Origin of the sequence: Roseibium sp., assembly GCF_048260565.1 — a bacterium.
GTDB lineage: Bacteria > Pseudomonadota > Alphaproteobacteria > Rhizobiales > Stappiaceae > Roseibium.
The window spans coordinates 63,575-85,090 of the sequence record NZ_JBLXGP010000018.1; the positions used below are offsets into that span (position 1 = coordinate 63,575).

At 60.9% G+C, this 21,516-nt stretch carries 26 protein-coding genes and 1 tRNA gene; 21 read left to right on the forward strand and 6 right to left on the reverse strand.

The genetic code is table 11. From position 1 onward, the window contains the following. Window position 1 precedes the first annotated feature (1 nt). The gene (locus ACN0SO_RS25530; protein WP_417682446.1) at window positions 2–607 is read right to left on the reverse strand and encodes a hypothetical protein; all 606 of its coding nucleotides are present in this window, start codon (window positions 605–607) and stop codon (window positions 2–4) included. Window positions 608–743: 136 nt separating this feature from the next. Here ACN0SO_RS25530 and ACN0SO_RS25535 point away from each other — a divergent pair, with 136 nt between their 5' ends. Together ACN0SO_RS25535 and ACN0SO_RS25540 are read left to right on the forward strand one after the other, a co-directional pair. After that, window positions 744–1,004 carry a type II toxin-antitoxin system ParD family antitoxin gene (locus tag ACN0SO_RS25535; RefSeq protein ID WP_417682448.1) on the forward strand — a complete coding sequence of 87 codons (261 nt, stop codon included), beginning with the start codon at window positions 744–746 and terminating at the stop codon, window positions 1,002–1,004. Continuing rightward, on the forward strand, window positions 997–1,284 hold the full coding sequence (locus tag ACN0SO_RS25540; protein ID WP_417682450.1) for a type II toxin-antitoxin system RelE/ParE family toxin: 288 nt from the start codon (window positions 997–999) through the stop codon (window positions 1,282–1,284). The genes ACN0SO_RS25535 and ACN0SO_RS25540 overlap by 8 nt, the downstream gene beginning before the upstream one ends. Before the next feature lie 3 nt (window positions 1,285–1,287). Here the strand turns inward: ACN0SO_RS25540 and lipB are convergent, their stop codons facing one another. Then, the gene (gene lipB / locus ACN0SO_RS25545) at window positions 1,288–1,998 is read right to left on the reverse strand and encodes a lipoyl(octanoyl) transferase LipB (protein WP_417682452.1); all 711 of its coding nucleotides are present in this window, start codon (window positions 1,996–1,998) and stop codon (window positions 1,288–1,290) included. 108 nt (window positions 1,999–2,106) lie between these two features. Here lipB and ACN0SO_RS25550 point away from each other — a divergent pair, with 108 nt between their 5' ends. From ACN0SO_RS25550 to ACN0SO_RS25565, 4 genes are all read left to right on the forward strand, one after another. Further along, a complete protein-coding gene (locus tag ACN0SO_RS25550) occupies window positions 2,107–2,373 on the forward strand; it encodes a FliM/FliN family flagellar motor switch protein (protein ID WP_417682455.1) in 267 nt (88 codons plus the stop codon). Window positions 2,374–2,478: 105 nt separating this feature from the next. Then, window positions 2,479–2,565, forward strand: a tRNA-Leu gene (locus ACN0SO_RS25555). A 750-nt stretch (window positions 2,566–3,315) separates the two neighbouring features. Beyond that, complete coding sequence (locus ACN0SO_RS25560; RefSeq protein WP_417682457.1) at window positions 3,316–4,773, forward strand: DUF1254 domain-containing protein; 1,458 nt, start codon at window positions 3,316–3,318, stop codon at window positions 4,771–4,773. A gap of 96 nt (window positions 4,774–4,869) precedes the next feature. Then, window positions 4,870–5,451, forward strand: a complete 582-nt coding sequence (locus ACN0SO_RS25565; protein WP_417682459.1) for a nuclear transport factor 2 family protein — start codon at window positions 4,870–4,872, stop codon at window positions 5,449–5,451. 102 nt (window positions 5,452–5,553) lie between these two features. On the opposite strand, the gene ACN0SO_RS25570 is transcribed toward ACN0SO_RS25565, so the two are convergent. Further along, a complete protein-coding gene (locus ACN0SO_RS25570) occupies window positions 5,554–6,417 on the reverse strand; it encodes a transporter (RefSeq protein ID WP_417682461.1) in 864 nt (287 codons plus the stop codon). A 173-nt stretch (window positions 6,418–6,590) separates the two neighbouring features. Between ACN0SO_RS25570 and ACN0SO_RS25575 the strand changes: the two genes are divergently transcribed. Beyond that, the gene (locus tag ACN0SO_RS25575) at window positions 6,591–7,631 is read left to right on the forward strand and encodes an AraC family transcriptional regulator ligand-binding domain-containing protein (protein WP_417682463.1); all 1,041 of its coding nucleotides are present in this window, start codon (window positions 6,591–6,593) and stop codon (window positions 7,629–7,631) included. A 383-nt stretch (window positions 7,632–8,014) separates the two neighbouring features. Then, entirely contained in the window at window positions 8,015–8,641 is a 627-nt protein-coding gene (locus tag ACN0SO_RS25580) for a hypothetical protein (RefSeq protein ID WP_417682465.1), read from the forward strand. Here the strand turns inward: ACN0SO_RS25580 and ACN0SO_RS25585 are convergent. After that, window positions 8,631–9,110, reverse strand: a complete 480-nt coding sequence (locus ACN0SO_RS25585; RefSeq protein WP_417682467.1) for an NUDIX hydrolase — start codon at window positions 9,108–9,110, stop codon at window positions 8,631–8,633. The two genes, ACN0SO_RS25580 and ACN0SO_RS25585, sit on opposite strands and share 11 nt — an antisense overlap. 34 nt (window positions 9,111–9,144) lie before the next feature. Continuing rightward, window positions 9,145–10,023 carry a LysR substrate-binding domain-containing protein gene (locus ACN0SO_RS25590; RefSeq protein ID WP_417682469.1) on the reverse strand — a complete coding sequence of 293 codons (879 nt, stop codon included), beginning with the start codon at window positions 10,021–10,023 and terminating at the stop codon, window positions 9,145–9,147. Between the two features lie 142 nt (window positions 10,024–10,165). Between ACN0SO_RS25590 and ACN0SO_RS25595 the strand changes: the two genes are divergently transcribed. From ACN0SO_RS25595 to ACN0SO_RS25620, 6 genes are all read left to right on the forward strand, one after another. Continuing rightward, entirely contained in the window at window positions 10,166–11,410 is a 1,245-nt protein-coding gene (locus tag ACN0SO_RS25595; RefSeq protein ID WP_417682470.1) for an MFS transporter, read from the forward strand. A 3-nt stretch (window positions 11,411–11,413) separates the two neighbouring features. Then, the gene (locus ACN0SO_RS25600; RefSeq protein ID WP_417682473.1) at window positions 11,414–12,028 is read left to right on the forward strand and encodes a LysE family translocator; all 615 of its coding nucleotides are present in this window, start codon (window positions 11,414–11,416) and stop codon (window positions 12,026–12,028) included. 180 nt (window positions 12,029–12,208) lie between these two features. Next, window positions 12,209–12,505, forward strand: a complete 297-nt coding sequence (locus ACN0SO_RS25605; RefSeq protein WP_417682474.1) for a hypothetical protein — start codon at window positions 12,209–12,211, stop codon at window positions 12,503–12,505. A gap of 69 nt (window positions 12,506–12,574) precedes the next feature. Beyond that, window positions 12,575–13,090 (forward strand): hypothetical protein, encoded by a 516-nt coding sequence (locus ACN0SO_RS25610; protein ID WP_417682476.1) that lies wholly within the window; start codon window positions 12,575–12,577, stop codon window positions 13,088–13,090. Window positions 13,091–13,226: 136 nt separating this feature from the next. Beyond that, on the forward strand, window positions 13,227–14,645 hold the full coding sequence (gene mgtE, locus ACN0SO_RS25615; protein ID WP_417682478.1) for a magnesium transporter: 1,419 nt from the start codon (window positions 13,227–13,229) through the stop codon (window positions 14,643–14,645). Window positions 14,646–14,853: 208 nt separating this feature from the next. After that, a complete protein-coding gene (locus tag ACN0SO_RS25620; RefSeq protein WP_417682480.1) occupies window positions 14,854–15,966 on the forward strand; it encodes a hypothetical protein in 1,113 nt (370 codons plus the stop codon). A 45-nt stretch (window positions 15,967–16,011) separates the two neighbouring features. Here the strand turns inward: ACN0SO_RS25620 and ACN0SO_RS25625 are convergent, their stop codons facing one another. Then, window positions 16,012–16,494: a MarR family winged helix-turn-helix transcriptional regulator gene (locus tag ACN0SO_RS25625; RefSeq protein WP_417682482.1), complete on the reverse strand. Its 483-nt coding sequence runs from the start codon at window positions 16,492–16,494 to the stop codon at window positions 16,012–16,014. A 166-nt stretch (window positions 16,495–16,660) separates the two neighbouring features. Here ACN0SO_RS25625 and ACN0SO_RS25630 point away from each other — a divergent pair, with 166 nt between their 5' ends. The 7 genes from ACN0SO_RS25630 to ACN0SO_RS25660 all read left to right on the forward strand — a co-directional run bounded on the left by ACN0SO_RS25630 (window position 16,661) and on the right by ACN0SO_RS25660 (window position 21,509). Then, complete coding sequence (locus ACN0SO_RS25630) at window positions 16,661–17,086, forward strand: organic hydroperoxide resistance protein (RefSeq protein WP_417682484.1); 426 nt, start codon at window positions 16,661–16,663, stop codon at window positions 17,084–17,086. A gap of 101 nt (window positions 17,087–17,187) precedes the next feature. Next, window positions 17,188–17,625 carry a VOC family protein gene (locus ACN0SO_RS25635; protein ID WP_417682486.1) on the forward strand — a complete coding sequence of 146 codons (438 nt, stop codon included), beginning with the start codon at window positions 17,188–17,190 and terminating at the stop codon, window positions 17,623–17,625. A 44-nt stretch (window positions 17,626–17,669) separates the two neighbouring features. Continuing rightward, on the forward strand, window positions 17,670–19,307 hold the full coding sequence (locus tag ACN0SO_RS25640; protein ID WP_417682488.1) for a serine hydrolase: 1,638 nt from the start codon (window positions 17,670–17,672) through the stop codon (window positions 19,305–19,307). 86 nt (window positions 19,308–19,393) lie between these two features. Then, a complete protein-coding gene (locus ACN0SO_RS25645; RefSeq protein WP_417682490.1) occupies window positions 19,394–20,104 on the forward strand; it encodes a GH25 family lysozyme in 711 nt (236 codons plus the stop codon). A 92-nt stretch (window positions 20,105–20,196) separates the two neighbouring features. Continuing rightward, window positions 20,197–20,613 carry a MerR family transcriptional regulator gene (locus ACN0SO_RS25650; RefSeq protein WP_417682492.1) on the forward strand — a complete coding sequence of 139 codons (417 nt, stop codon included), beginning with the start codon at window positions 20,197–20,199 and terminating at the stop codon, window positions 20,611–20,613. Beyond that, window positions 20,610–21,053, forward strand: coding sequence for a PaaI family thioesterase (locus ACN0SO_RS25655; protein ID WP_417682494.1), 444 nt, complete (start codon window positions 20,610–20,612; stop codon window positions 21,051–21,053). The genes ACN0SO_RS25650 and ACN0SO_RS25655 overlap by 4 nt, the downstream gene beginning before the upstream one ends. An 18-nt stretch (window positions 21,054–21,071) precedes the next feature. Then, a complete protein-coding gene (locus tag ACN0SO_RS25660; RefSeq protein ID WP_417682496.1) occupies window positions 21,072–21,509 on the forward strand; it encodes a GNAT family N-acetyltransferase in 438 nt (145 codons plus the stop codon). The last annotated feature ends 7 nt before the right edge of the window (window positions 21,510–21,516 follow it).

The following is a 21,516-nucleotide window of genomic DNA, read 5'->3' on the forward strand; positions in this document are numbered from 1 at the left end:
TTCAGCCACGCCGACTGTTGAAGTCGTGGAACTTCACGACGATGTCATTCCACTCGGGATCTGTCTTTGTCTCAAAATTGCCTTCGAGCAGCTTGATCCATTTTTCTCCGAATTCGCGATAGAAAGTTATCGAAACCGGCTCGGAGTTTGTTACATGCGGTTCCCAATTACCTTTCATTTCACTTAGGGCTCTAAGCTGTTCGATAGTTATCGAGCCTTTCAACGCATCCAGCTCCCTAAAAGCTTTCCAGCTTAACGTGATCATCCACTCTCGTTTTTCATTGTTATCAATGAATTTGTCCAAGCCGGTATAGACACATCCTGGCGGATAGGCGGTTCCCGATTCCACGAATTGCTGCCGGAGTTCGTGCTTCCATTCAACTCCATCGTTTTCCTTGTCAATCTGCCGGACCAAAAGGCAAAGCCAGACTGCTACATGATTATCGCGGGCCCAAAACCCATAACCCGCAAACTCTGTGAATGATGTTCCCATGGGAATATTAGGTTCGAAGCCCGGATGGAAAGCAATGGCAAGTATGGGACTTAGGGCGCGCGTTCCATCCTCAGGTTGCCGTCCCGGGCGAACGCCGTAAGAGCCTCTGCTCAAGCAATCGGCCTCACGGAATACTGGCCCCACTTTCACGAGGAAGACAATGGAGCGCGGAGTTGGCGCTTCAGTCTGGCTAATAATTCTTGTTAGAAATTGTTAGGACTGCCATACTTCACCTATGAAGGCGGAACCCATGAAAACACTGACCATTTCCCTTTCTCCGCATCAGGTGGCGCAGCTGCAGGATGCGGTGAAATCCGGCTCGTATGCCTCCAACAGCGAGGTGGTGCGGGATGCGTTGCGCCTTTGGGAGCAGCGCGAGGAACTGCGCAAGCTGGAAATGGCGCGTCTGAAAAAGGCGTATGATGAAGGAATGGCCAGCGGTGAAGGCCGATCGGTTGATGCAGATACTTTGTTGGCGGAGTTGAAGGCGGAAGCCCGGTCGCGTGGCTGACTTTGTTTTAAGTCCTCGCGCGGAACAGGATATTCGCGGTATCTGGCACGAGATTGCAGCGGATAATGAGGCGGCTGCCGATAATTTGCTGCGACGGTTCTTCGACAAGATCGAACTGGCGGCAGGACAACCGGAAATGGGCGCTCCCCGCCCGGAATTGAGCCCGACCGCCCGCATTTTGATCGAGGGCAGCTATGTCATCGTCTACGAGCCCATGCCCTGCGGGATACGGATTGTGACGGTCGTATATGGCGGCCGAAAACCTGAGAACTGGCTGTAGGTCTCACTCCACCGCCCGCGTCTCTCCAAAAATCTTCTCGAACTCCGCGCGCAGGACTGTGTCGTTTTCGGCCATGGAGACGGGGATGCCCAGGTCGACAAGGCTGGTGACGCCGTGGTCCTGGACGCCGCAGGGGACGATGCCGGAGAAATGCTCCAGTTCCGGGTCCACGTTGAAGCTGATGCCGTGGAAAGTGACCCATTTACGGACGCGAATCCCGATCGCGGCGATCTTGTCTTCCACGTTGAGCCCCCGCTCCGGACGGCGCACCCAGACGCCGACCCGGTCCTCGCGGCGCTCGCCGCGGATGTGATATTGCCAGAGCGTGTTGATGAGCCAGGCTTCGAGTGCGGCCACGAAAGCGCGGATGTCCTGGCGCCGGCGCTTCAGGTCCAGCATCACGTAGGCGACCCGCTGGCCGGGGCCGTGATAGGTGTATTGGCCGCCGCGCCCGGTCTTGAAGACGGGAAACCGGTCGGGGGCGACAAGGTCGCCGGCGTTCGCGCTGGTGCCTGCGGTGTAGAGCGGCGGATGTTCTATCAGCCAGACCCGTTCCTCGCCGGTGCCCGCGCTGATCCGGGCCACATGGACCTCCATTTCCGCAACCGCTTCCTCGTAACCGACGAGATCGTCGGAAACGACCCACTCGACCGGCGGACTGGAAACCTGGGGATGAAAGTCGTGGGCGAGGCTTTCGCGTTCCGGATGGGACATGGGGTGCTTTAAGCTTTTGTTAACGATTTGCGCTGTGAATGGGGCTTAAGGTTTCGTTAAGATCCTCGTTCGCGCGCAGCATCACTCTCATATAGGCGGAAGGCTGTCATGGCCACCTTCGATGAAATCAATGTCGACATCTCGGTCGTTCTCGGGTCCTCGGAAATGCCGGTGCATCAGCTCCTGCGCATGGGCCGCGGCGCGGTGATCGATCTCGACGTGCGCGAGGACGAGGACGTATCGATCTACGCCAACAACACACTGGTCGCAAAAGGGCAGGTGGTCCTGCTCGGAGAGCGGGTCGGGATCTCCATCACCGAGGTGCTGATGCGCAGTCCCGAGGTCCGCCCCATGCGGACCGACGGGCCGCTTTGAGCGGCTCTTTAGCTGTTGTGAATTATTCTGAAAAGCGCACTTGCTAAGCAGAATCCGATTTGCTACATGAGGCGCCTCGACGCCGACCGGCGCCGGGAAAATTTTGCGGTCGTGGCGGAATTGGTAGACGCGCAGCGTTGAGGTCGCTGTGGGGTAAAACCCGTGGAAGTTCGAGTCTTCTCGACCGCACCATTTTTATTTGAGCTATCGCCCTTCGGGCTACTTGAGCTCTGGCTTTGTTCCGAGTTTCTCCTCTCCTCAGCACCACCCTTCGCTCTTAGAGCTTCGGGTGGCGAGCCACCCAAACGGCATTCGGTTTGGGATCGGAAAGCTACCCGGACAAAAATGCGAAGGGTGTCGCCCGAAGCTGAAAGCGAAAGGGGGACGGGCTGTCTACGACGTCTATCTGCTGCGTAGTATTTCTTTTCCAGACCAAACCTGAATCGGTATTACCGGCGACCTGAAACAGCGCTTCGCCGATCACAAGGCCGGCGGGTCTCCGCACACCTCGAAATATACTCCCGGCGCCTCGTCAGCTATCACGCCTTTGCTTGGAAGCGTTTCCGGGACTTGAAACGCCTGCTTTGCAGGTTTCAATGCTGGTGTTCTTCCTTACTTCGAACATGTCCAAGTGGTGCGCCTTCAGCCTCTGTATTCCGGTTCCCGTTTCATTTCCTGGTTACCCAATCGTTGCCGACCCGGCAGACGCCTCAGACAGCCTCGCGAAAATGCCGTAGTCTGCAGTTGGTTTCAGGCGTAACGCGGTGCTCCGCGGCATCTCCGACAAATGCGATGGCGCGAAATGCAAAGCGGGAAGGCCTCGCTGGTCTCATCGTCCGGCGGACTACCGGGCTCCCAGACGGAGCGCCCGGACATGTTTTGATGCGACACCATGCCATTGGATGCCGGCATGGGTGGAGACTTTTGAACCAGGAGGCATGAATGAACTTGAGAGCCACGATTGCAGGAGCCTTGTTGGCGACTACAGTGGTGTGGGGAAATGGCGTGGCATACGCCCAGGATCTCACACAAAAAGAGGCGAATGCTATTGCCGTGGAGGCCTACCTCTACTTCTATCCGCTTGTCACCATGGATCTGACGCGTCGGCAGTTGCTCAGCCTGGATCCGGCCAAGAATGCGTTCGGCGGCGTGCAGAACTGGTTCAGAAATGTCCGAGCCTATCCGACCGCGGACGAAAAGTCGGTGGTCCGCCCCAATTTCGATACACTTTATACGTCCACGTTTCTCGACCTGACCGAGGGACCAATGGTCATCTCCGTGCCCGATACCGGCGGGCGCTATTACCTGCTCCCCATGCTTGACATGTGGACGGATGTCTTCGCCTCTCCCGGATGGCGAACGACCGGCACTGCGGCGGCGCATTTCCTGGTGGCCCGCCCCGAATGGCGGCCGGACCTGGGCAAGGACTTCGCCAAGGAACTGGGCCTTCCGGAAGGAACCCGGAGGATCGACGCTCCGACGTCGCATGTCTGGATCATCGGACGTACCAAGACCGACGGACCGTCCGACTATGACGCCGTTCACAAAATCCAGGACGGCTTCAAGATATCTCCCCTGTCCAAGTGGGGGCAGGAGGTGAAAGCACCTGCATTCTCGCCGGATCCCACCGTCGACACGAAGACGCCCCCGAAGGCCCAGGTCGACACAATGGCCGGAAAGGACTACTTCACCTATGCTGCCGACATCTTCAAGGTCGAGCCGCCCCACGACACCGATCAGCCGATTCTCGCGCGCATGGAGCGTCTGGGCTTCGAGCAAGGGAAGAGCTTCGATTTCGACAACGCTGATCCCGTCGTCAAGGCGGCGCTCGAGGCCGCGCCCAAGACCGCTCAGCACCTGCTGGCATGGAAGAGCCCCCGGATCGCCAATGAGGTGAACAAATGGTCGATGGATATCGACAACATTGGGGTCTATGGAACCAATTACCTAAAGCGTGCGGTCATCGCTCAACTCGGTCTCGGGGCCAATCTGCCGGAGGATGCGATCTACCCAATTGCGCTCACCGATGGTGACGGGAACCCGCTCGACGGGGCCAACGACTATGTCCTGCATTTCGAGCCATCCGACATTCCGCCCGTCGACGCCTTCTGGTCGGTGACGATCTACGATAATCACGGCTATCAGGTCGCAAACAGCCTGAACCGGTTCGCGCTCTCAAGCTGGATGCCGCTGCAGCGCAATCCGGACGGGTCGCTCGATCTTTATTTCCAGAACGAAAGCCCTGGTGCGGACAAGGAGGCCAACTGGCTGCCGGCACCTGAGGGCGGGTTCAACGTGACGATGCGTCTTTACGCGCCGCGGCCTGGGGCGCTCATCGGAAAATGGGCTCCGCCTGCCATTACCAAGGTCCAGAAGCTACCCTCTCATACTGTGCAGTAGCGGTTTGCCTGGATGCTGTCGAACGGGCTGTCTCGATCCGCGTTCTTCCTGTGAGGGCGAGGGGTCGGGACAGCATGACAACCCTACGAGAGAAACATGAAAAAGATCGTATTCTGGGCCCTGGCGGCTCAACTCGTCGCTTCTTCCTCCGGTGTCGCATTGGCTCAGACGGCACCGCCGAAGGGATCAACCTTTGCACCCGATGACGTCAAGGCGCTTCACTCCTATGCGCCGGCCACGAACCCCGGCGACACGGGTTTCAATGCGGCCGACCGTGCGGCGATTGCCAATCAGATCTACGCCTATTCGTTTGCCTACGACAACTACGAAGCCGATGCCTGGTTCAGCCTGTTCACCCCGGACGCGGTGTTCGTCGCCGGAGTGCCGGGCGAAAAGGCGCTCTCGTTCACGGGGGAGGGTTTCCACGCGTTCTGGCGGGAGCGGATGAAGGAGTTCAGCACGTCCGGGAATGTGCGCCGTCATCTGATGTCGAACATCCTGTTCCTGGAACAGACCGCCAACACGGCACATGTCAGTGTCGTTGGGCTGCTGACCAATGCGAAGGACGGCAAGTCCTTCACAGCCGTGTCGAGCCTGAATTATGAAGGCTGGCTGGTGAAAGGTCCGGACGGCTGGAAAATCAAGCGCTGGCACGATTTTCCGGACGCGCAGCTGTAATAGCGGCTGAAAAGCGTAAAAGGTCTTCGGCCCTCACGGCCATGGCGGAACCGCCGAAGCCGTGAGGGTCGTTTTCGTTTATGCGCCCCGGATGGGAACGGCCTATTCGGGGAAAAGGAAGGTGACGGCTGCCTGGAACTGCCAGTCGGAACCGGTGTCGGGACGCAGGGCGTTGTAATAGGCACTTGCAGAAAACTTGATCGGCGCGCCGTCGATCTCTGTGAGTTTCGTCACCCCGCCGCCGATGGGCAGGGTCACGTTGTCGTTCGCTTTCGTCCAGTCGACGGAAATGACCGGGGCGGTCTGCAGCGACCAGCCGTCTTTCATGTTGTAGTTGATGAAGGGCTGCAGGGTGAGCTCGTTCGTCTCCGGTTCGGCGTCCGGCCCGGCGAAGGACCATTGGTTGACCGCCAGGAAACCGTAGGTGAATGGCGCCTTGGAAACGAAGGCCACGAATGCCGGACCTGCGGAATAGTTGCGCGATCCCAGGCGCCTGTCCGTATGAGTGGGCAGGGTTACGGCAGGACCGAAGCCCACGGCGATGTCGCCGATTTCGGTGGCGATCGGTGCCTTGGGTGAGAAAAAGGCTTCGATCGTAAGGTCGCCGAGACCCGTCTCGCGTTTCTGACCGGGGAGCGCGCCGGGCGCCGACAGCACCGGCAGGATCGGTCGCGCAATCAGGTTCCAGCGGTCGGCGAAGGAAATCGGTACGACCGGCTCGATGTTGAGGACATACAGCGGCTTGTCCGTTGCCCCGCCGAAATAGACATTATTTTGAAACGGCACGGAGATCAGGGCGGCGACCGGATTCTGAGAGGCTGTCTGAAGATCCTGTTTCTGTGCCTTTGCCGCGTCCTCTGCGGCGGCAGGAGCAATCAGCCCGCCCAGTGTCAGTGTAACTGCCGCCGTGCGGACCGCCGTATCAGGCCAGAACCGTGTGCGCCGCCGCGCCGCGTTGTTTTCCATTCCAGTCTTCTCCAGAACAATCCGATTCGATGGGCGTCACCGATTTTTCAGCCTGCCGCTGCTTTCTGCATGGGGAGATGGCATCTAAGCGTGCGCCTTCTGCTTGCACGCCTTGGCAATAGTCGCCATGTTCGACATCGGATTCTTTGCATTTTGCGTCAGTCGGAGGGCGGATGAGCAGTGGCGGGTCGTTTCATCTGGTAAGGGCCAGCGGCTTTGGTCCTCTTCCGAAGGTTTTCGAACAGAGGGCAGGAGAATTCGCGCTGTGGCGGGCTTTCGAGCAGGAGGGGCTGCCCGTGGAAGTGATCGGCGCGCCACAGACCCCCATTCCGCTCCGCTCCATGATTGGTCTCTTTGAACGTTGTGCGCAGGTGTTGGGAGACCGGACTTTCGGGGTCGACGTGGGCTTTGAGATGGCGAAGTCCTGGGGCTTTGGTTTGTGGGGCAGGTATGGCGTTGGCGCACCGACCTTCGGCGAGGCGATCGAAAGGTACAATCAGACCTTCTGGGCCCATTCTCGCGGCGGGAGACTGGAGTTGGTCAGGTCGGGCGATCGCTGGCTCTGGCGCTGCGTGGCGCGGTCCATCAACGCTTCCAATACACAGCATGCAGACCATATGATCGGGCCGATGCTTATCATCGCAAGAGAATTTCTCGGTCACAACTGGTCGCCGGACTGGGTGGAAGTGAGCTATCGGCGAGACCCTGATGCGCATTTGCTCGAGGACCGGCTCCAGATCCCGGTACAATTCGGCCGCCGGGGGACGGGGATGGTCTTCACATCCGAAAACCTTCGCGCGCGGCGACGCCGAAACTTCGCAGAGGCCGGTGGCATCATTACATTGAGAGAAGTTGCCGCCGACATTGTTCTTGCCGACACGCCCGAGCCGGCCCGTTCGTTGTCGGCCATCGTCGCGCTTCGGCTGCTGGAAGGCCGGACGGATATCGAAGGCACGGCCCGGATGGCGGGTATCAGCGTCAGGAGCCTTCAGCGTCGGCTCATGCAGAAGGGTCACACCTACAGGGAAATCGTCTCCGGCACGCGCAAAGCGCGCGCGCTCAGCCTGTTGCGGGAAACGGATCTGCCGATTGTCGAAGTCGCCATGCTGCTCGGTTATGAAGACCATGCCAGCTTCACCAGGGCCTTTCACCGCTGGATGGGCTGTTCTCCGCTGCAGTTCAGGCGTCGACCTTCTTCGGCTGCGCTGGCGTAAAATGCAAAGCCGACAGCTCTGACCTTTCCTAGACCTCATCGGGTTGAAAACGGTTGATTCCGAAGCGGGTCGCCGAGCGGACGGGTGTTGAACTTGCCGCCGCCGCCGCCGGCCATGGACACGTGACGTGTTCAAGCGCCCGATGGAGAATTCTGCCGTGATATGGAAATGGCTCGAGGGCGGACATGCGGACACATCGTTTACATCGGGCGACAGGCACACGAGGCCTGTTCTCTGCTCTGGGTACTGCCTTTGCCATCGTTGCGAGTTCGCCCGCATGCGCACAAGGTCCAGAAGGGCCAAGGGTTCCCCCCGAAGCATCGGAAACTGCGGCACATCCGCAGTGGAGCATCGACATCGCGCCTTATTTCTGGGCGGCCGGGATGAGCGGTACGGTTGCTTCCTTCGGCGCCGCGCCCGTCGATGTCGATATGGACTTCTCCGACATTTTCGGTGACCTCGACTTTTCCATCATGGCGGCCGGAGAGGCCCGCTATGGCCGCTTCAGTCTGACGATGGATCTCCTCTATCTGAAGCTGTCGACGAGCGAGACGACCCCTCGGGGCATTCTGCTTTCGAGTGTGGGGCTCGATTCGACGATGACGGAGGTCAGCGCGCTTGCAGGTTACTCCGTGCTGGACCTTCCCAACGCACGCGTCGATGCTGTCCTTGGCGCCAGGCTCTGGTCGGTCGACAACGCTCTCTCCTTCAATGGCGGGCTGCTCGGCGGGCGGATCTTCAAGGATTCCGCGACCTGGGTCGATGCCATGGGCGGGCTCAAGGGACGGGTGGATCTCTCCGACCGGTTTTATCTGACCGGTACGGCACTGGCCGGCGGCGGAGGGTCGAATTTCGGCTGGGACCTGATGGGCGGTCTGGGCTATCAGGTTACCGATCGTTTTTCCGCCGTTGCCGGCTATCGCGCGATGGGCGTGGATTACCAGGACGGCCCGTTCGAATTCGACGTGACCATCAAGGGACCGATCATCGGGGCATCCTTCAAGTTTTAGCGTCTGGCGCCTCGCGACGCATGAGATCTGCCGCTTCGGCCGCGACCTCCGCCACGTCGAGGCTCAGGGCGAGGGTCGGCTGGTCCAGATCCTGAAGGCAAAACCACCGCGCTTCGAGCGCATCGTCGCCTGCGACCGGTTCGCCTGACGTCCAGCGGCACAGGACCGCGACCAGGATGAAGTGACGGCGCAATGTCCCGTCGTCGTCCCGGTCGAAGACATCGACAGCGGTGAAGACTCGAAGCGGGTCCGCCCTCACCCCTGTTTCCTCCAGAAGTTCGCGGATGGCGGCGTCCTCGATCGTCTCGCCCTGGTCGATTTTCCCACCCGGAAAACCCCAACGACCGGCATCGGGCGGATTGGCCCGTCGGACCAGCAGCACATGGCCGTCCCTGATGACGGCGGCAATGGTTGCGGGGATCGGGTGTTGCTGGAGAGGGGAGGAGGGTTCTGCGGTCGATGTCGTCACAGTGGTTGCGATCCTGTCATATCTAAATGTGGTATCAGCGGACCGTTCCGCCGATCCGGGCGAGTGTCTCCTGCCGCAGAACCCGGCTCAGGTCATGGGCGAGCGGCGACGCGTTCGGCGCGACGAGCAGACGAACCTCGATGGGCGGAAGGACAGGCAGGTTCAGCGAGCTGCCGATGCAGGCGATGTCCTGCGGTCTGCCGTGGTCGGTGCGTACGGCCACCCCGAGACCGGAGCGCAGGGCGGCCCAGATGCCCGGAAGGCTCGGGGTCGTCAGGGCCGCGCGCCAGCGCATCTGTGCCTGTTCGAGCGTCGCGAGAGCCGCCTGGCGGAACAGGCAGGGGTGGCTGAAAAGGACGAGCGGAACCGGACCTTTGGGCTGGGGTTTCAGGACAGTTTCGCAGGCGAGCCATTGCATGGGGAGCTCACACAGAACCTCGCCTTCGTCATGGGCGCCGGACTTGAAAAAGGCGATGGCGACATCGAGGCGACCGTTACGTACTTCTTCGGCGAGATTGTGGTTCTCGCCGGCGTGCACTTCCACATGGACGTTTTCATGCGCACCGGCAAACGCCTTGAGCGTCGCCGGCATCACGTCGTCGAAGAAATCCTGGGGGAGGCCGAAGCGGACGGCCGCCGTCGTCGTGGTCGAGCCGAGCGCAAGGGCGGCTTCGTCGTTGAGGGCAACGATGCGGCGGGCATAGGAGACGAAGGCTTCGCCTGCTTCCGTCGGCACCAGCCCGCGGCCCTTGCGGATGAAAAGCGGGGTGCCGGCCTGCTGCTCCAGCTTCTTCAGTTGCATGCTGATTGCCGATTGCGAGCGGCCGAGCTGGACCGCCGCGCGGGCGAAGCTGCCAAGATCGGTTCCCGCCACCACGGCGCGTAAAGCATCGATGTCGAAGGTAGGCTTCACTTCAAGAATCCGGAATTCAGATTTCAGATATATTCGTTATTCTAAAGTATAGCGCCCTGCTACCTTCCGGATCAAGCTTGATGGTTGTCCGTGCTCACGGACGGCTTCCGGGCGCGGAAAGAATTGGACGGACGGTCTGGCGATGGCAACGGAAGCAACAGTGAGGGCGGCGGGCGGAAGCCGGGATATGGTCATCATCGTCACGGCCGGGAGCATCGTGCTGGCCCTGGCCTTTGGCGTGCGCGCGGTTTTCGGCGGGGTCGTGCAGCCGCTGTCGGATGATCTGTTCGGCGGCCGGATCGAGATCTTTTCCCTGTCGATCGCGATCCAGAACCTTGTCTGGGGGCTGGCGCAGCCGGGCTTCGGGATGATCGCGGACAAATACGGCGACCGGCCGGCGCTTTGGCTGGGCTTCGTCTGCTATGCCGCCGGCATGGGTGTCTGCATCCTGGGAACCACGCCGCTTGCCCAGCATCTGGGCGCGGGCGTTCTGGTCGGCATGGGCATTTCGGGCACGGCCTTCGGAACGGTTCTGGCTGTGGTCGGACGGGTCGCCCCGCCGGACAAGCGCGGGTTTTATCTCGGCGTTACGTCCGCCATGGGTTCGGCGGGCCAGGCGCTGCTGCCGCTGCTGGTGTCCTGGCTGATCGCGTGGTTCGACTGGCGCATGACCCTGCTCATCGTGACCGGGCTGCTCGCACCCATGGCGCTGTGCATTCCTTTTCTGGGCGCAGGCGGACACAGCCTTGCGGAGGAGGACCCGGTCGACATTCCGCAGACCGTGCGCGCTGCCTTCGGGCATACCAGCTTCACCATGCTCAGCGCCGGCTTCTTCGTCTGCGGCTTCCATCTCGCCTTCATTACCGCGCACCTGCCGAATTTCGTTCAGAACTTCTGCACCGGGACGGCCCTGTCGCCGGAAGAATTGCGCGGGCTTGGGCTTCGGGCCCTTGCCCTGGCCGGCTTTGCCAACATCTTTGGCACGTTACTGGCGTCCCGGCTCGGCGGACTGTTTCCAAAGCCTTATGTCCTGGCCGCGATCTATGCGCTGCGGGCGGCGGCTATCCTCTTCTTCATCTCCTTTCCCGTCACGCCGATGTCGGTGATGGTCTTCGGGCTGGTGATGGGGGGGCTCTGGCTGTCCACCGTCCCGTTGACCAGCGCGCTGGTGCTGGTGATGTTCGGTCCGCGGGCCATGGGGACCCTGTTCGGCTTCGTGTTTCTCAGCCACCAGCTCGGCGGCTTTGCCGGGGTCTGGCTCGGCGGGATCTGGTTCGACCGCTATGGGAGTTACGACATGGTCTGGTATGTGGCGATTTTCCTGGGGCTTGCCTCCGCTGTCATGCACCTGCTGGTGCGCGAGCGCGCAGCGCCCGTGCCGGTCTGAGCGATGGTCGGCAATCTTCTCCTCCTGTGGCTCGCAGCCTTTCCGCTCATGGGCAGTCCGGGACCGGCCACGCTGAGCCTGGCCAGTCTGGGGGCGACCTATGGGGTCCGGACCAGTGTGCGGTACCTTGGCGGGATCATCGCCGGGACGACGGCGGTTCTCCTCATCATCGCCACCGGCGTCACGGCCGTTCTTGCCGCCGATCCGGTCGTGCTGACCGTGCTCCAGATCGCCGCCGCGGCCTATATCGTCTATCTCGCCTGGAAGATCGGCACGGCGCGGTTCGGCGATCTCGGCGCGCAGGTCGAAGGCGGGCAGAAGATGGCATTGGTCTCGTTTGTCGCCGGTTTCGGTCTGGCAATCGCCAATCCGAAGGCGTTTGCCGCCATCGGGGCGGTCTATTCCGGACATGTGATCTTTCCCGAAAATCCCGCCCTGGATGCGGCGGCCAAAGTGGCCGCGCTGACGCTGGTTATTGCCATCGTGAACACCGCGTGGCTCGCGTTCGGTGCGAGCTTCGCCCGGTTCCTGACCAATCCGGCGATCGGCCGGCCGGTCAGTATCGTCTTCGCTCTTCTTCTGATCGCCTCGGTCGGATTGGCGATGGCCGGGGGATAGGGGCGGCGGCAGTCTGTGGCCGTGGGGAGATACCTTCAACGATAAAGTCTGAGCTGGCCTTGCTCCTGACCGAAAGCCTTTGCAGGATCACGTTTGTTGTGCCCCGCGAGGGCTGGTGATTCACAGGATGGAGGCAGGAAACCAGCGATGATATCGAGGCGTTCCACCGGGAAGATGCAGTTGGCAGTCGCTGCATTGGCCTTCATCGCTTTGACCGCCTTCATTTCCCCGGAGCAGGCGCGGAATATGCAGCGCAATCCGTCGACCTTCGGCACCATGCTGTGCCGTCAGTTCTGGTATCTGGAAAACAAGATCCTGGCGGAAGGCCGGGTGTGCCTGAAGTCGGATCGTGCGCGGCGGGCGTTCAAGGCCGCGAAGCCGTGTATTTCCGACGATGAGAAGATCCTGCCTCGGCGGGTGCGCGACTATCTGGCGGAACTGCGTAAAGCGGCGGCGAAGAAGGGGTGTTTTCGTTGAGGGGCGGGCGAAGTTGGTCGAATAGGGGAGGGGAAAACCTCGAATGGATCAGCTTCGGAAGACCGTGACATGACCCGCCCTTCGTGGAAAATATCCGGCATCGGGGATCTGATCGGTGCGCTGTATGCGTTGGCCGACAGCGGGTACTGGAACAAGTCCGAGATCGGGGGATGGGCCGACGGGGTCATCGCGGCGATCGAAACCCCTCGATACTGGCTTGTCGATCTGAGCCTGCGTGCTTCCTCCGATGTGCCCGCCTGCGACGTGGTGACTTTCGATCACGTGGATTGGCTTCAGGCGAACTTTCCTGATGACCTCGCGGACATGACCGCAGGACTTGTGCTGCTTCGATACGACAACGGCCGCCTGCCGGAAAAAGAGACCAGGCATAAGCTCGGAGACCTCGCCGACGGAGGGTATGTAACCGGAATCGAGATCGAGGACATGTGGGACATTCCGCTTGATGATCTGCGGCTGAACTTGCTCAGGCTCCTTGGTCGAGAGGTCCTGACGTCCGTGGATGCGGACAGGATACGTACCGTTCATGCGGAACTGGTCTCTTCCACCCGTCTTCAGCCTTTTTAAGAAGAATTTTCCGAAGCTTGTGGAGTTCCACCGGTTTTCCGGTGGCAAAGCAACGCCGGCAAGGCTACTCCTGTGACGGGCGTGCCTTTGACGGGACGGGGGCGCCGATGGCGCGGATGGAAACGAGGAGGGAGCGATGACACAGGTCGACATGCTTGAAGACCCGACTCCTCCCGAGGCGGAAGACCTGACCGTCCGCGACGAGGAAGGCCGCCTTAATCCCGAGTTCATCGTTGCCGTCGAAGCGGCAATCGAGGCGGAAGACAGCCCCGGCCTGATCGAGCTGGCCGGCGATCTGCACGAAGCCGATACCGGCGACCTGCTGGAAGCGCTCAACGAGGAAGAGCGCACGGCTTATGTGCGGCTTCTGGGCGACGCCTTCGACTATACCGCGCTGACGGAAACCGACGAGGCGATCCGCCGTCAGCTTCTGGAAGATCTGCCAAACGAGGATATCGCCGAGGGCCTGGGCGAACTCGATTCCGATGATGCGGTCTACATCCTCGAGGATCTGGACGAGGAAGACCAGGCGGCGATCCTGGGCGAGTTGCCCTATGCGGACCGGGCGCAGCTGCAGAAGTCGCTGGATTATCCGGAAGAATCCGCCGGTCGGCGGATGCAGACCGAGTTCATCGCGGTCGCCCCGTTCTGGACTGTCGGCCAGACCATTGACTACATGCGCGAGGCGCGCGACCTGCCGGACAGCTTCTACGAGATCTACGTGGTCGACCCGGCGTTCCGCCTTCTGGGGGCTGTGGCGCTCGACAAGGTGCTCCGCACCAAGCGGGACGAAAAAGTCACCTCGATCATGACCGAAACCCGTCACTGGGTGCTGGCCACGGACGACCAGGAAGAGGTCGCCCGTATGTTCGAGCGCTATAACCTGGTCTCCTGCGCCGTCGTCGACGATGCCGACCGGCTGGTCGGGGTGATGATGGTCGACGACATCGTCGACGTGATCCAGGAAGAGGCGGAAGAAGACCTGCGCGCGCTCGCCGGGGTGGGCGACGAAGAGATTTCCGACAGCGTGGTGACCATCGCCCGGTCGCGGTTGACCTGGCTCGTGGTCAACCTGGGGACAGCGGTGCTTGCCTCCGTCGTCATCGCGTTGTTCGAGGATACCATCGAGGCCATGGTGGCCCTGGCGGTGCTGATGCCGATCGTCGCCTCCATGGGCGGCAATGCGGGCACCCAGACAATGACGGTCGCCGTGCGCGGTATCGCCACCCAGGAACTGAGCGCGCGAAACCTTTTGCGCGTTCTCAACCGCGAGATCGTGGTGAGTTTCGTGAACGGGATCGCCCTGGCGGTGCTGATCGGCTTTACGGCCTATTTCTGGTTTTCCAGTCCGGGGCTGGGCATCGTGATCGCGGGCGCCATCGTCATCAACATGCTGTTTGCCGGCCTTTCCGGGCTGCTCATTCCGATCGCACTCGACCGGATGAACGTGGATCCGGCGATCGCCTCCAGCGTGTTCGTGACCACGGTGACCGACGTGGTCGGCTTCTTTGCCTTCCTCGGCATCGCCGCCCTGTGGTTCAACCTGCCTTTTTGATCTTGCGCTGTAATCGTTCGCGATAGCGGCGGTAGAATTTGCCTGGCATTGGTAATTAATACCGGGGCCTGTCAGCCTGTTAAGGATCTCTTAAAGTCTGAAGCCGTGTTTCCGCAGATTTTTTCAATCGGCGGTGGCATGGCTCTTGCTGCACGTTTCTCCGTTCATGTGTCTTTTTTGTTTTTTGACTCAATCCGGGGAATTTGAAATGCAAACCGATGTCAGCCACAGGACCTTGTTTGACGGATCCGGTTTTAGCTCCCGATCGCATCACGAGCCGCCGGCTCCTCCCGATTTCAGAAACAGTTTTCCCGACGGCGCCGGCCGGCATACCGAATTTGCGCGCGAAACTTATGAAACTGCCGAGGCCGATCCCGAAACCGGGGAAGAGCCGACAACGGCGGCTGTGAGCGATACGCTGTCGGAGACGGTCCTGGCGTTTCTGACGGCCATTCAGGAGATGGGGATCGAGACGATGCTGGGGACGGACGGCGCCGACAAGCTTTCCGGCTGGACGAACAGCGCCATAATTGCTGGCGACGGCGACGATGTCATCAAGGTCTGGTCCGATTCCCATGTTTCCGGCGGGGAGGGGAACGATCGCATCGACATTTGGTCGGGGTCGCAGGCCGACGGCGGCGCGGGAGACGATGTTATCCACGCCTGGAGCGAAACCCGGGTTTCGGGTGGGGCCGGGAATGACCGGATCGACATCTGGTCCGCTTCTTATGCCGATGGCGGTGAGGGGGATGATGTGATCACTGCGCACGTCAACGCCACCGTCAGCGGTGGGAGCGGTAATGATACCATCTCTGCATACGATGACAGCCGTGTGGATGGCGGACGTGGCGACGACACGATCCAGGTCGGTTCGGGTTCCGTCGTGACCGGCGGGACCGGGTCCGACACCATCATAGCGTGGGGCGGCTCCGACATCAGCGGCGGCGGCGGCGACGATCAGATCAAGGTGATCGGAGAGGGAAGCACGATCCGGTTCAACGCCGGAGACGGCCACGACCGCATGGTGCTGGGGAGCGGCGGGACGATACGAGTTAGCGGCGGCCTGAACGCCGAAGACGTTCAGGTGAAGGTCGAGGGCAATGTGGCGACCGTGACCTTCAACGGCAGCGAAGATATGTTCGAAGTCCAGATGGTGCCCGACAAGCCGGTGAATGTCGTCTTCGACAGCGGGGAAGCTTTTGCCCTTGAACCCGACGATGCTTTCACGGTGGCCTATGAAGATGCCCGGCAGAGCGTGAAACAAAAGCTGAATGCCGGTGAGGTGGTCGGTTATGAGGACATGAAGTTACTCATGATATAGCGCCATAGGGACTTGTTGTCCCTTGCCCATCAGGAGCCACCTGTTTCAAGCGGCATCCGCGTTTTCCAGCAGATTGTCGCGCAGGGCGGCGATCCGGGCCTGCAGGTCCCTCAGGTCGTCCAGGGAAATGCCTGAAGCGGCAAGGATGCAACTGGCGAAATCCGTTGTCTCCTGCTTCAGGGCGGTCCCCTTTTCCGTCAGCCGGATGCGCACCTGGCGTTCGTCCTTGTCGTCGCGCACGCGGCTGACGAGCCCCAGGCTTTCCAGACGCTTCAAGAGCGGCGTGACCGTGTTCGATTCCAGATGCAGGCGGGCGCCGATCTCGCCGACGAGCTGGCCGTCCTGTTCCCACAGGGTCACCATGGCCAGGTATTGCGGATAGGTGAGGCCGAGCTTCCTCAGCAGCGGCTTGTAGACCCGGTGCATGGCGTGATTGGCTGAATAGAGAGAAAAGCACAGGAACTGGCTGAGGGGGATGTCGCCGATTTCGAGCGGCTGCGCTGGGTTCCCGGTATGTATGTCCGTCATTGAATAGGGTTCCTTGTCGACTATCTTCTAGATAATTCGCGCACGATATAATCGCAACCGCTTGATTTCTGATTTTAGTCGTTTATATAAATCGTACACGAATTAATCGTGTTCGATTTTTCAACGGGCGCGCGGATGGCGGCGCTGCAAAGAAGGAGACGGGAAAATGACGGTAGACGTGAAATACACCGCCAAGGCCAAGGCAACCGGCGGTCGCGACGGGGCAGCGGAAACGCTGGACGGCAGCTTCGCAGTCAAACTGGCAACGCCGAAGGAACTGGGGGGCGCAGGCGGCCCGGGCAACAATCCGGAGCAGCTCTTTGCTGCCGGCTATTCGGCCTGTTTCATCGGAGCGCTCAAATTCGTTGCCGGCCAGGAAAAGGTCGCCATTCCGGCGGATACCTACATTGTATCGGAGGTCGGCATCGGCCCGCGGTCCGAAGGCGGCTTCGGTCTGACGGTATCGCTCGATATCGCGCTTCCGGGTCTGGACAAGGCGCAGGCGGAAGCACTCGTCGCCAAGGCGCATCAGGTCTGCCCCTATTCCAATGCGACCCGCAACAACATCGACGTCAAGCTGACCGTCCTCTGAAGACGGCTGCTGTCGGCTCTTTCCGTAAGGGGCGTGCTTGATTGCATGCCCCTTTCGCTTTTAGGATTCAGGCTCCATCACGATCACAAGGCCACGACCCCATGACCGGCACACCTCCCAGACTGGACGGCATCCTGGAGACGGCGGTCTATGTGGACGACATGGCGGCCGCCCATGCGTTTTATTCAGACGTTCTCGGCCTGACGCGGATGGTCACCGGCGACCGCCTTTTTGCTTACGATGCCGGCCCGGCGCAGACGTTGCTTGTCTTTCACCGGGGGCACACGGGTGAAGACGTTCAGACGCCGGGCGGTGTCGTTCCCGGACACGATACCACCGGTTCGTCCCACTTCGCGTTCCGTATCGGACGTGACGCGCTGGACGATTGGCGAACGTATCTCAAGGCCTCCGGCGTTGACATCATCAGCGAGGTCGACTGGCCCGCCGGCGGACAAAGCCTTTACTTTCGCGATCCGGACGGCAATGTGCTGGAAATCGCGGCGCCGCCATTGTGGCCGAATTTTACCGCTTCTCCATGAAGTGGGAGTAGGTGAGGGGCCAGTTTGAAGCCCGGAGCCTCGTTATGTCCCTTTTCCAGTCTGTTTTGCCGAAACGCGTTTTTTCTCAAACGGGTGCCGTCTCCTCAAGACGTGCTGTCCGCGGGCTGCTTGCCGTGATGCTCGTCCTGACACCGGCTGGTTTCAGCCAGCCTGCAATTGCTCTTGATGCATTGCTACCGCCGCCGCAGACCGTCTCCGTTCCGGTCGATGATGCGCAGATCGAAAAGGCCCTGACGCAGCTTGACCGGTTGACCCGGGATCTCATGGAGCGTTCCGGCGTTCCCGGTGTCGCGGTTGCCGTGACCTGGAAAGGCAGGACCGTGTTTGTCCGTGGCTACGGTGTCCGCAAGGCGGGTGCGCCTGACGTCATTGATGCCGATACCGTGTTCCAGATCGCTTCGGTTTCCAAGTCGGTCGCCGGATCTGTCGTAGCCGCAAAGGTTGGGGACGGTACCCTGGGTTGGGACGATCCGGTCCGGAAATACCTGCCGGACTTCCGGCTTTCGGATGAGCGTATCAGTTCCATGGTTACGTTTGGCGATTTGTTCGCCCATCGCTCCGGGCTGCCGGCCCATGCCGGTGACGATCTGGAAGACCTCGGCTATGACAGGGCCGAAGTCCTGAAACGGTTGCGCCTGCTGCCGCTTGGCAAGTTCCGTCTTGACTATGCCTATACGAATTTCGGTCTGACCGCGGCGGCCGAAGCGGTGGCCATGGCGTCCGGCACCGATTGGGCGACGCTCTCGGAGGAGGTGCTTTACCGTCCTCTCGGGATGGAACGCACCAGTTCCCGGTTCAAGGACTTCATGGCCCGCAGGAACCGCGCCTTTCCGCATGTCCGCCAGGACGGTGCGTTCGAGGCACTCTATCAGCGGCAGCCGGACGCGCAGTCGCCTGCGGGCGGCGTTAGCTCCAGCGTCAATGATCTGGCGAAATGGATGGCACTTGTTCTGGCTGGTGGAGAATACGACGGCAAACGTCTGATCGGCGCCGAAGCGCTTCTGAAAGCGACCACAGCGCAGGTTATCGCCTCCCATTCCTATGCACCGGATGCCCGCCCGGGTCTTTACGGCTACGGCTTCAATGTCGGTGTGGAACCGTCGGGGCGGGTTACGGTCAGCCACTCCGGCGGGTTCGCGCTGGGGGCGGGGACGAATTTCCTGCTGGTGCCCGCGCTCGATCTGGGGATCGTGGTGCTGACCAACGCGGAGCCGATCGGACTGGCGGAGAGCCTGACCCGGTCGTTTATCGATGTCGTTGAATATGGCGCGCCCACGCGGGACTGGCTTCAGGCCTATGGCAAGGTGCTGGCTCCACTGACGGCCCCCTTCGGCAAGACCGTCGGCGAGGTCCCGCCTGCAAATTCCAAGGCGGCCCATCCATTGGCCAGTTATGCCGGAACCTATGAAAATGCCTATTTCGGTCCGCTCACGATCGCAGAACAACCCTCCGGACTGGAATTGACCATTGGTCCCGAGCATCAGCGATATGCCCTGTCGCTCTGGAACGATGACAGTTACACCTTCGAGCCCCGCGGGGAGAACGCGCCGGCCGGCAGCAGGTCGCTGGTGCGTTTCGAGACGGGCTCACAGGGCACGGTAAAATCCGCCTGGATCGAATTTTTCGATGAAAACGGTCTCGGGACATTTGAGAAGCGCTAACCGATGGGGTTTACTTGAATGTGGGGGATAAAAAGGGTTCGGCCCGGCGGAGCGTTCGCCGGATCCGAGGTGCTCTCGGGGGCAGAATGAAAGTCTTGCAGGCGGTATTGCGGGTGCTGTTCTACATCGCCGTGGGCGGTGTCATTTCAATTGCGGGAGCGGCGTTCTTCTTCATGCACTGGGAACCGAACCGGGAAAAACATCCGCTGCGCGGTATCGACGTGTCCCATCACCAGGGCGAGATCGACTGGCAGCAGGTGGCCGGCGACGACGTGGCTTTTGCTTACATCAAGGCGAGCGAAGGCGGGGATTTCAGGGACAAGGCCTTCGAGACGAACTACAGGGGCGCAACCGGTGCCGGCCTGCCCTGGGGCGCCTATCACTTTTTCAGCCTGTGCAAGAGCGGTGCGGCACAAGCCGCCAATTTCCTCAACGCCCTTCCGGGCGATTTGCCGATGTTGGCTCCGGTGCTCGATCTGGAGTTCAAGGGCAATTGCGCCGAACGGCCGCCGCAACAGGATGTGGCCCGGGAAATCGCCCACTTCGTGACGCTTGTGGAGCAGGCGACCGGGCAAGGGGTCATCCTCTATGTGCCGAAGCCTTTTTATGAGGCTTACATGAAAGGCGAGAGCGTGAACCGGCGAATCTGGGCGCGTTCGATCTGGCGTTCTCCCGGCTATGTGAAGAAATGGAGCCTGTGGCAATATCACATGCGCGGCAAGGTCGCGGGTATTTCCGGCGACGTGGATCTGAATGTGCTGGCCACCGATCTGCCGTTGGGCAGCTTGAAGAAGTAATCTGTAACCTGTTTATAAATTTATGAAAATTTCTATCTGTTGACTTTAACGTAAAAAGAGCTGAGTGTCCTCATTCGAAACGGCGAGGACCCATGCAACGGCTCTATACGATTACCCAGCTTACCCAGGAATTCGAGGTGACGACGCGCACCTTGCGGTTCTATGAGGCGCAGGGCCTGCTCTCGCCGCAAAGGCGCGGACGCCAGAGGCTTTACACGCCCGCCGACAGGACCCGGCTCAAGCTGATCCTGCGTGGCAAGCGCCTGGGTTTCTCTCTCGCCGAAATCAGCGAAATCATCCAGATGTACGGCAAGGCCCCGGGCGAATCCGGCCAGCTTCGGGTGATGATGCAGAAGATCGAGGCCCGCCGCGCGGAACTTCAGGAAAAGCGCCGGGATATCGAACTCACCTTGAAGGAACTGGACGATGTGGAGGCCGGCTGCCGGCAGCGCATGGCGGAACTCGGCATGAGCGAGGAGGACGTGATGGCCGGGGAAGGAGTGTCATGATCCTGGAACCGAGAGATCCGGAATGGGAAGCGCGAGTCCGGTCAAGCTTTTCCAGGCAACCGTTCATGTCCTTCCTGGGCGCCGAGCTTACCCATGTGTCGCCCGGAGCGGTGGATATCGAACTGGCCTTCAAACCGGAACTGACCCAGCAGCACGGCTATTTTCATGCCGGCAGCACGTCGACCATCGCCGACAGCGCTGCCGGCTACGCCGCGCTGTCGCTCTATCCGGCGGGCACCGGTGTGCTGACCACGGAGTTCAAGGTCAACCTGCTCAATCCGGCGCGCCAGGAGAAGCTGGTGGCGCGGGGGCGGGTGCTGAAACCCGGCAAGACGCTGACCATCTGCCGGGCGGATGTCTACGGCCTCGGCGACACGGAGCAGGTGCATGTGGCGACCGGGCTCTTTTCCCTGATCTGCCTGCAGGGCATGGACGACTAGGAACGACAAGAGGAAACAATGAGCGAGATCCTGATCCGGCCGCTGGAGGCGGAGGACAGACCAGAATGGGACCGGCTGTGGCAGGCTTACCTGGCGTTCTACGAACAGGAGCTTGCACCGGAGGTGACCGCGACGCTGTTCCAGCGCCTCCTCGGAGAGGGGCGGCATTTCGGCCTGGTCGCGGAACAGGGTGGCCGGCTTGTCGGGTTGGTCCATGCCTTGCCCCATGACAGCACCTGGGCGGTTGAGCCCACCTGTTATCTGGAAGACCTTTTCGTCGATGGCGCATGCCGGGGAAGCGGGGTCGGCCGCAAGCTGATCGAGGCGGTTTACGCCGAAGCCGACCGGCTCGGCTGCTCGAAGGTCTACTGGCATACCCACGACGACAACGCCCGTGCCCGGCAGCTTTACGACCGCATCGGTCATCTCACCCCTTTCGTCAAATACGTCCGCTGACCGGACT

Excerpts from the sequence above, each read along its gene's own strand:
- ACN0SO_RS25535 (WP_417682448.1), top strand. The coding sequence starts at position 744 with ATGAAAACACTGACCATTTCCCTTTCTCCGCATCAGGTGGCGCAGCTG.
- lipB (WP_417682452.1), bottom strand. The coding sequence starts at position 1,998 with ATGTCCCATCCGGAACGCGAAAGCCTCGCCCACGACTTTCATCCCCAG.
- ACN0SO_RS25550 (WP_417682455.1), top strand. The coding sequence starts at position 2,107 with ATGGCCACCTTCGATGAAATCAATGTCGACATCTCGGTCGTTCTCGGG.
- ACN0SO_RS25560 (WP_417682457.1), top strand. The coding sequence starts at position 3,316 with ATGAACTTGAGAGCCACGATTGCAGGAGCCTTGTTGGCGACTACAGTG.
- ACN0SO_RS25565 (WP_417682459.1), top strand. The coding sequence starts at position 4,870 with ATGAAAAAGATCGTATTCTGGGCCCTGGCGGCTCAACTCGTCGCTTCT.
- ACN0SO_RS25570 (WP_417682461.1), bottom strand. The coding sequence starts at position 6,417 with ATGGAAAACAACGCGGCGCGGCGGCGCACACGGTTCTGGCCTGATACG.
- ACN0SO_RS25575 (WP_417682463.1), top strand. The coding sequence starts at position 6,591 with ATGAGCAGTGGCGGGTCGTTTCATCTGGTAAGGGCCAGCGGCTTTGGT.
- ACN0SO_RS25580 (WP_417682465.1), top strand. The coding sequence starts at position 8,015 with ATGAGCGGTACGGTTGCTTCCTTCGGCGCCGCGCCCGTCGATGTCGAT.
- ACN0SO_RS25595 (WP_417682470.1), top strand. The coding sequence starts at position 10,166 with ATGGCAACGGAAGCAACAGTGAGGGCGGCGGGCGGAAGCCGGGATATG.
- ACN0SO_RS25600 (WP_417682473.1), top strand. The coding sequence starts at position 11,414 with ATGGTCGGCAATCTTCTCCTCCTGTGGCTCGCAGCCTTTCCGCTCATG.
- ACN0SO_RS25610 (WP_417682476.1), top strand. The coding sequence starts at position 12,575 with ATGACCCGCCCTTCGTGGAAAATATCCGGCATCGGGGATCTGATCGGT.
- mgtE (WP_417682478.1), top strand. The coding sequence starts at position 13,227 with ATGACACAGGTCGACATGCTTGAAGACCCGACTCCTCCCGAGGCGGAA.
- ACN0SO_RS25620 (WP_417682480.1), top strand. The coding sequence starts at position 14,854 with ATGCAAACCGATGTCAGCCACAGGACCTTGTTTGACGGATCCGGTTTT.
- ACN0SO_RS25625 (WP_417682482.1), bottom strand. The coding sequence starts at position 16,494 with ATGACGGACATACATACCGGGAACCCAGCGCAGCCGCTCGAAATCGGC.
- ACN0SO_RS25630 (WP_417682484.1), top strand. The coding sequence starts at position 16,661 with ATGACGGTAGACGTGAAATACACCGCCAAGGCCAAGGCAACCGGCGGT.
- ACN0SO_RS25635 (WP_417682486.1), top strand. The coding sequence starts at position 17,188 with ATGACCGGCACACCTCCCAGACTGGACGGCATCCTGGAGACGGCGGTC.
- ACN0SO_RS25640 (WP_417682488.1), top strand. The coding sequence starts at position 17,670 with ATGTCCCTTTTCCAGTCTGTTTTGCCGAAACGCGTTTTTTCTCAAACG.
- ACN0SO_RS25645 (WP_417682490.1), top strand. The coding sequence starts at position 19,394 with ATGAAAGTCTTGCAGGCGGTATTGCGGGTGCTGTTCTACATCGCCGTG.
- ACN0SO_RS25650 (WP_417682492.1), top strand. The coding sequence starts at position 20,197 with ATGCAACGGCTCTATACGATTACCCAGCTTACCCAGGAATTCGAGGTG.
- ACN0SO_RS25655 (WP_417682494.1), top strand. The coding sequence starts at position 20,610 with ATGATCCTGGAACCGAGAGATCCGGAATGGGAAGCGCGAGTCCGGTCA.
- ACN0SO_RS25660 (WP_417682496.1), top strand. The coding sequence starts at position 21,072 with ATGAGCGAGATCCTGATCCGGCCGCTGGAGGCGGAGGACAGACCAGAA.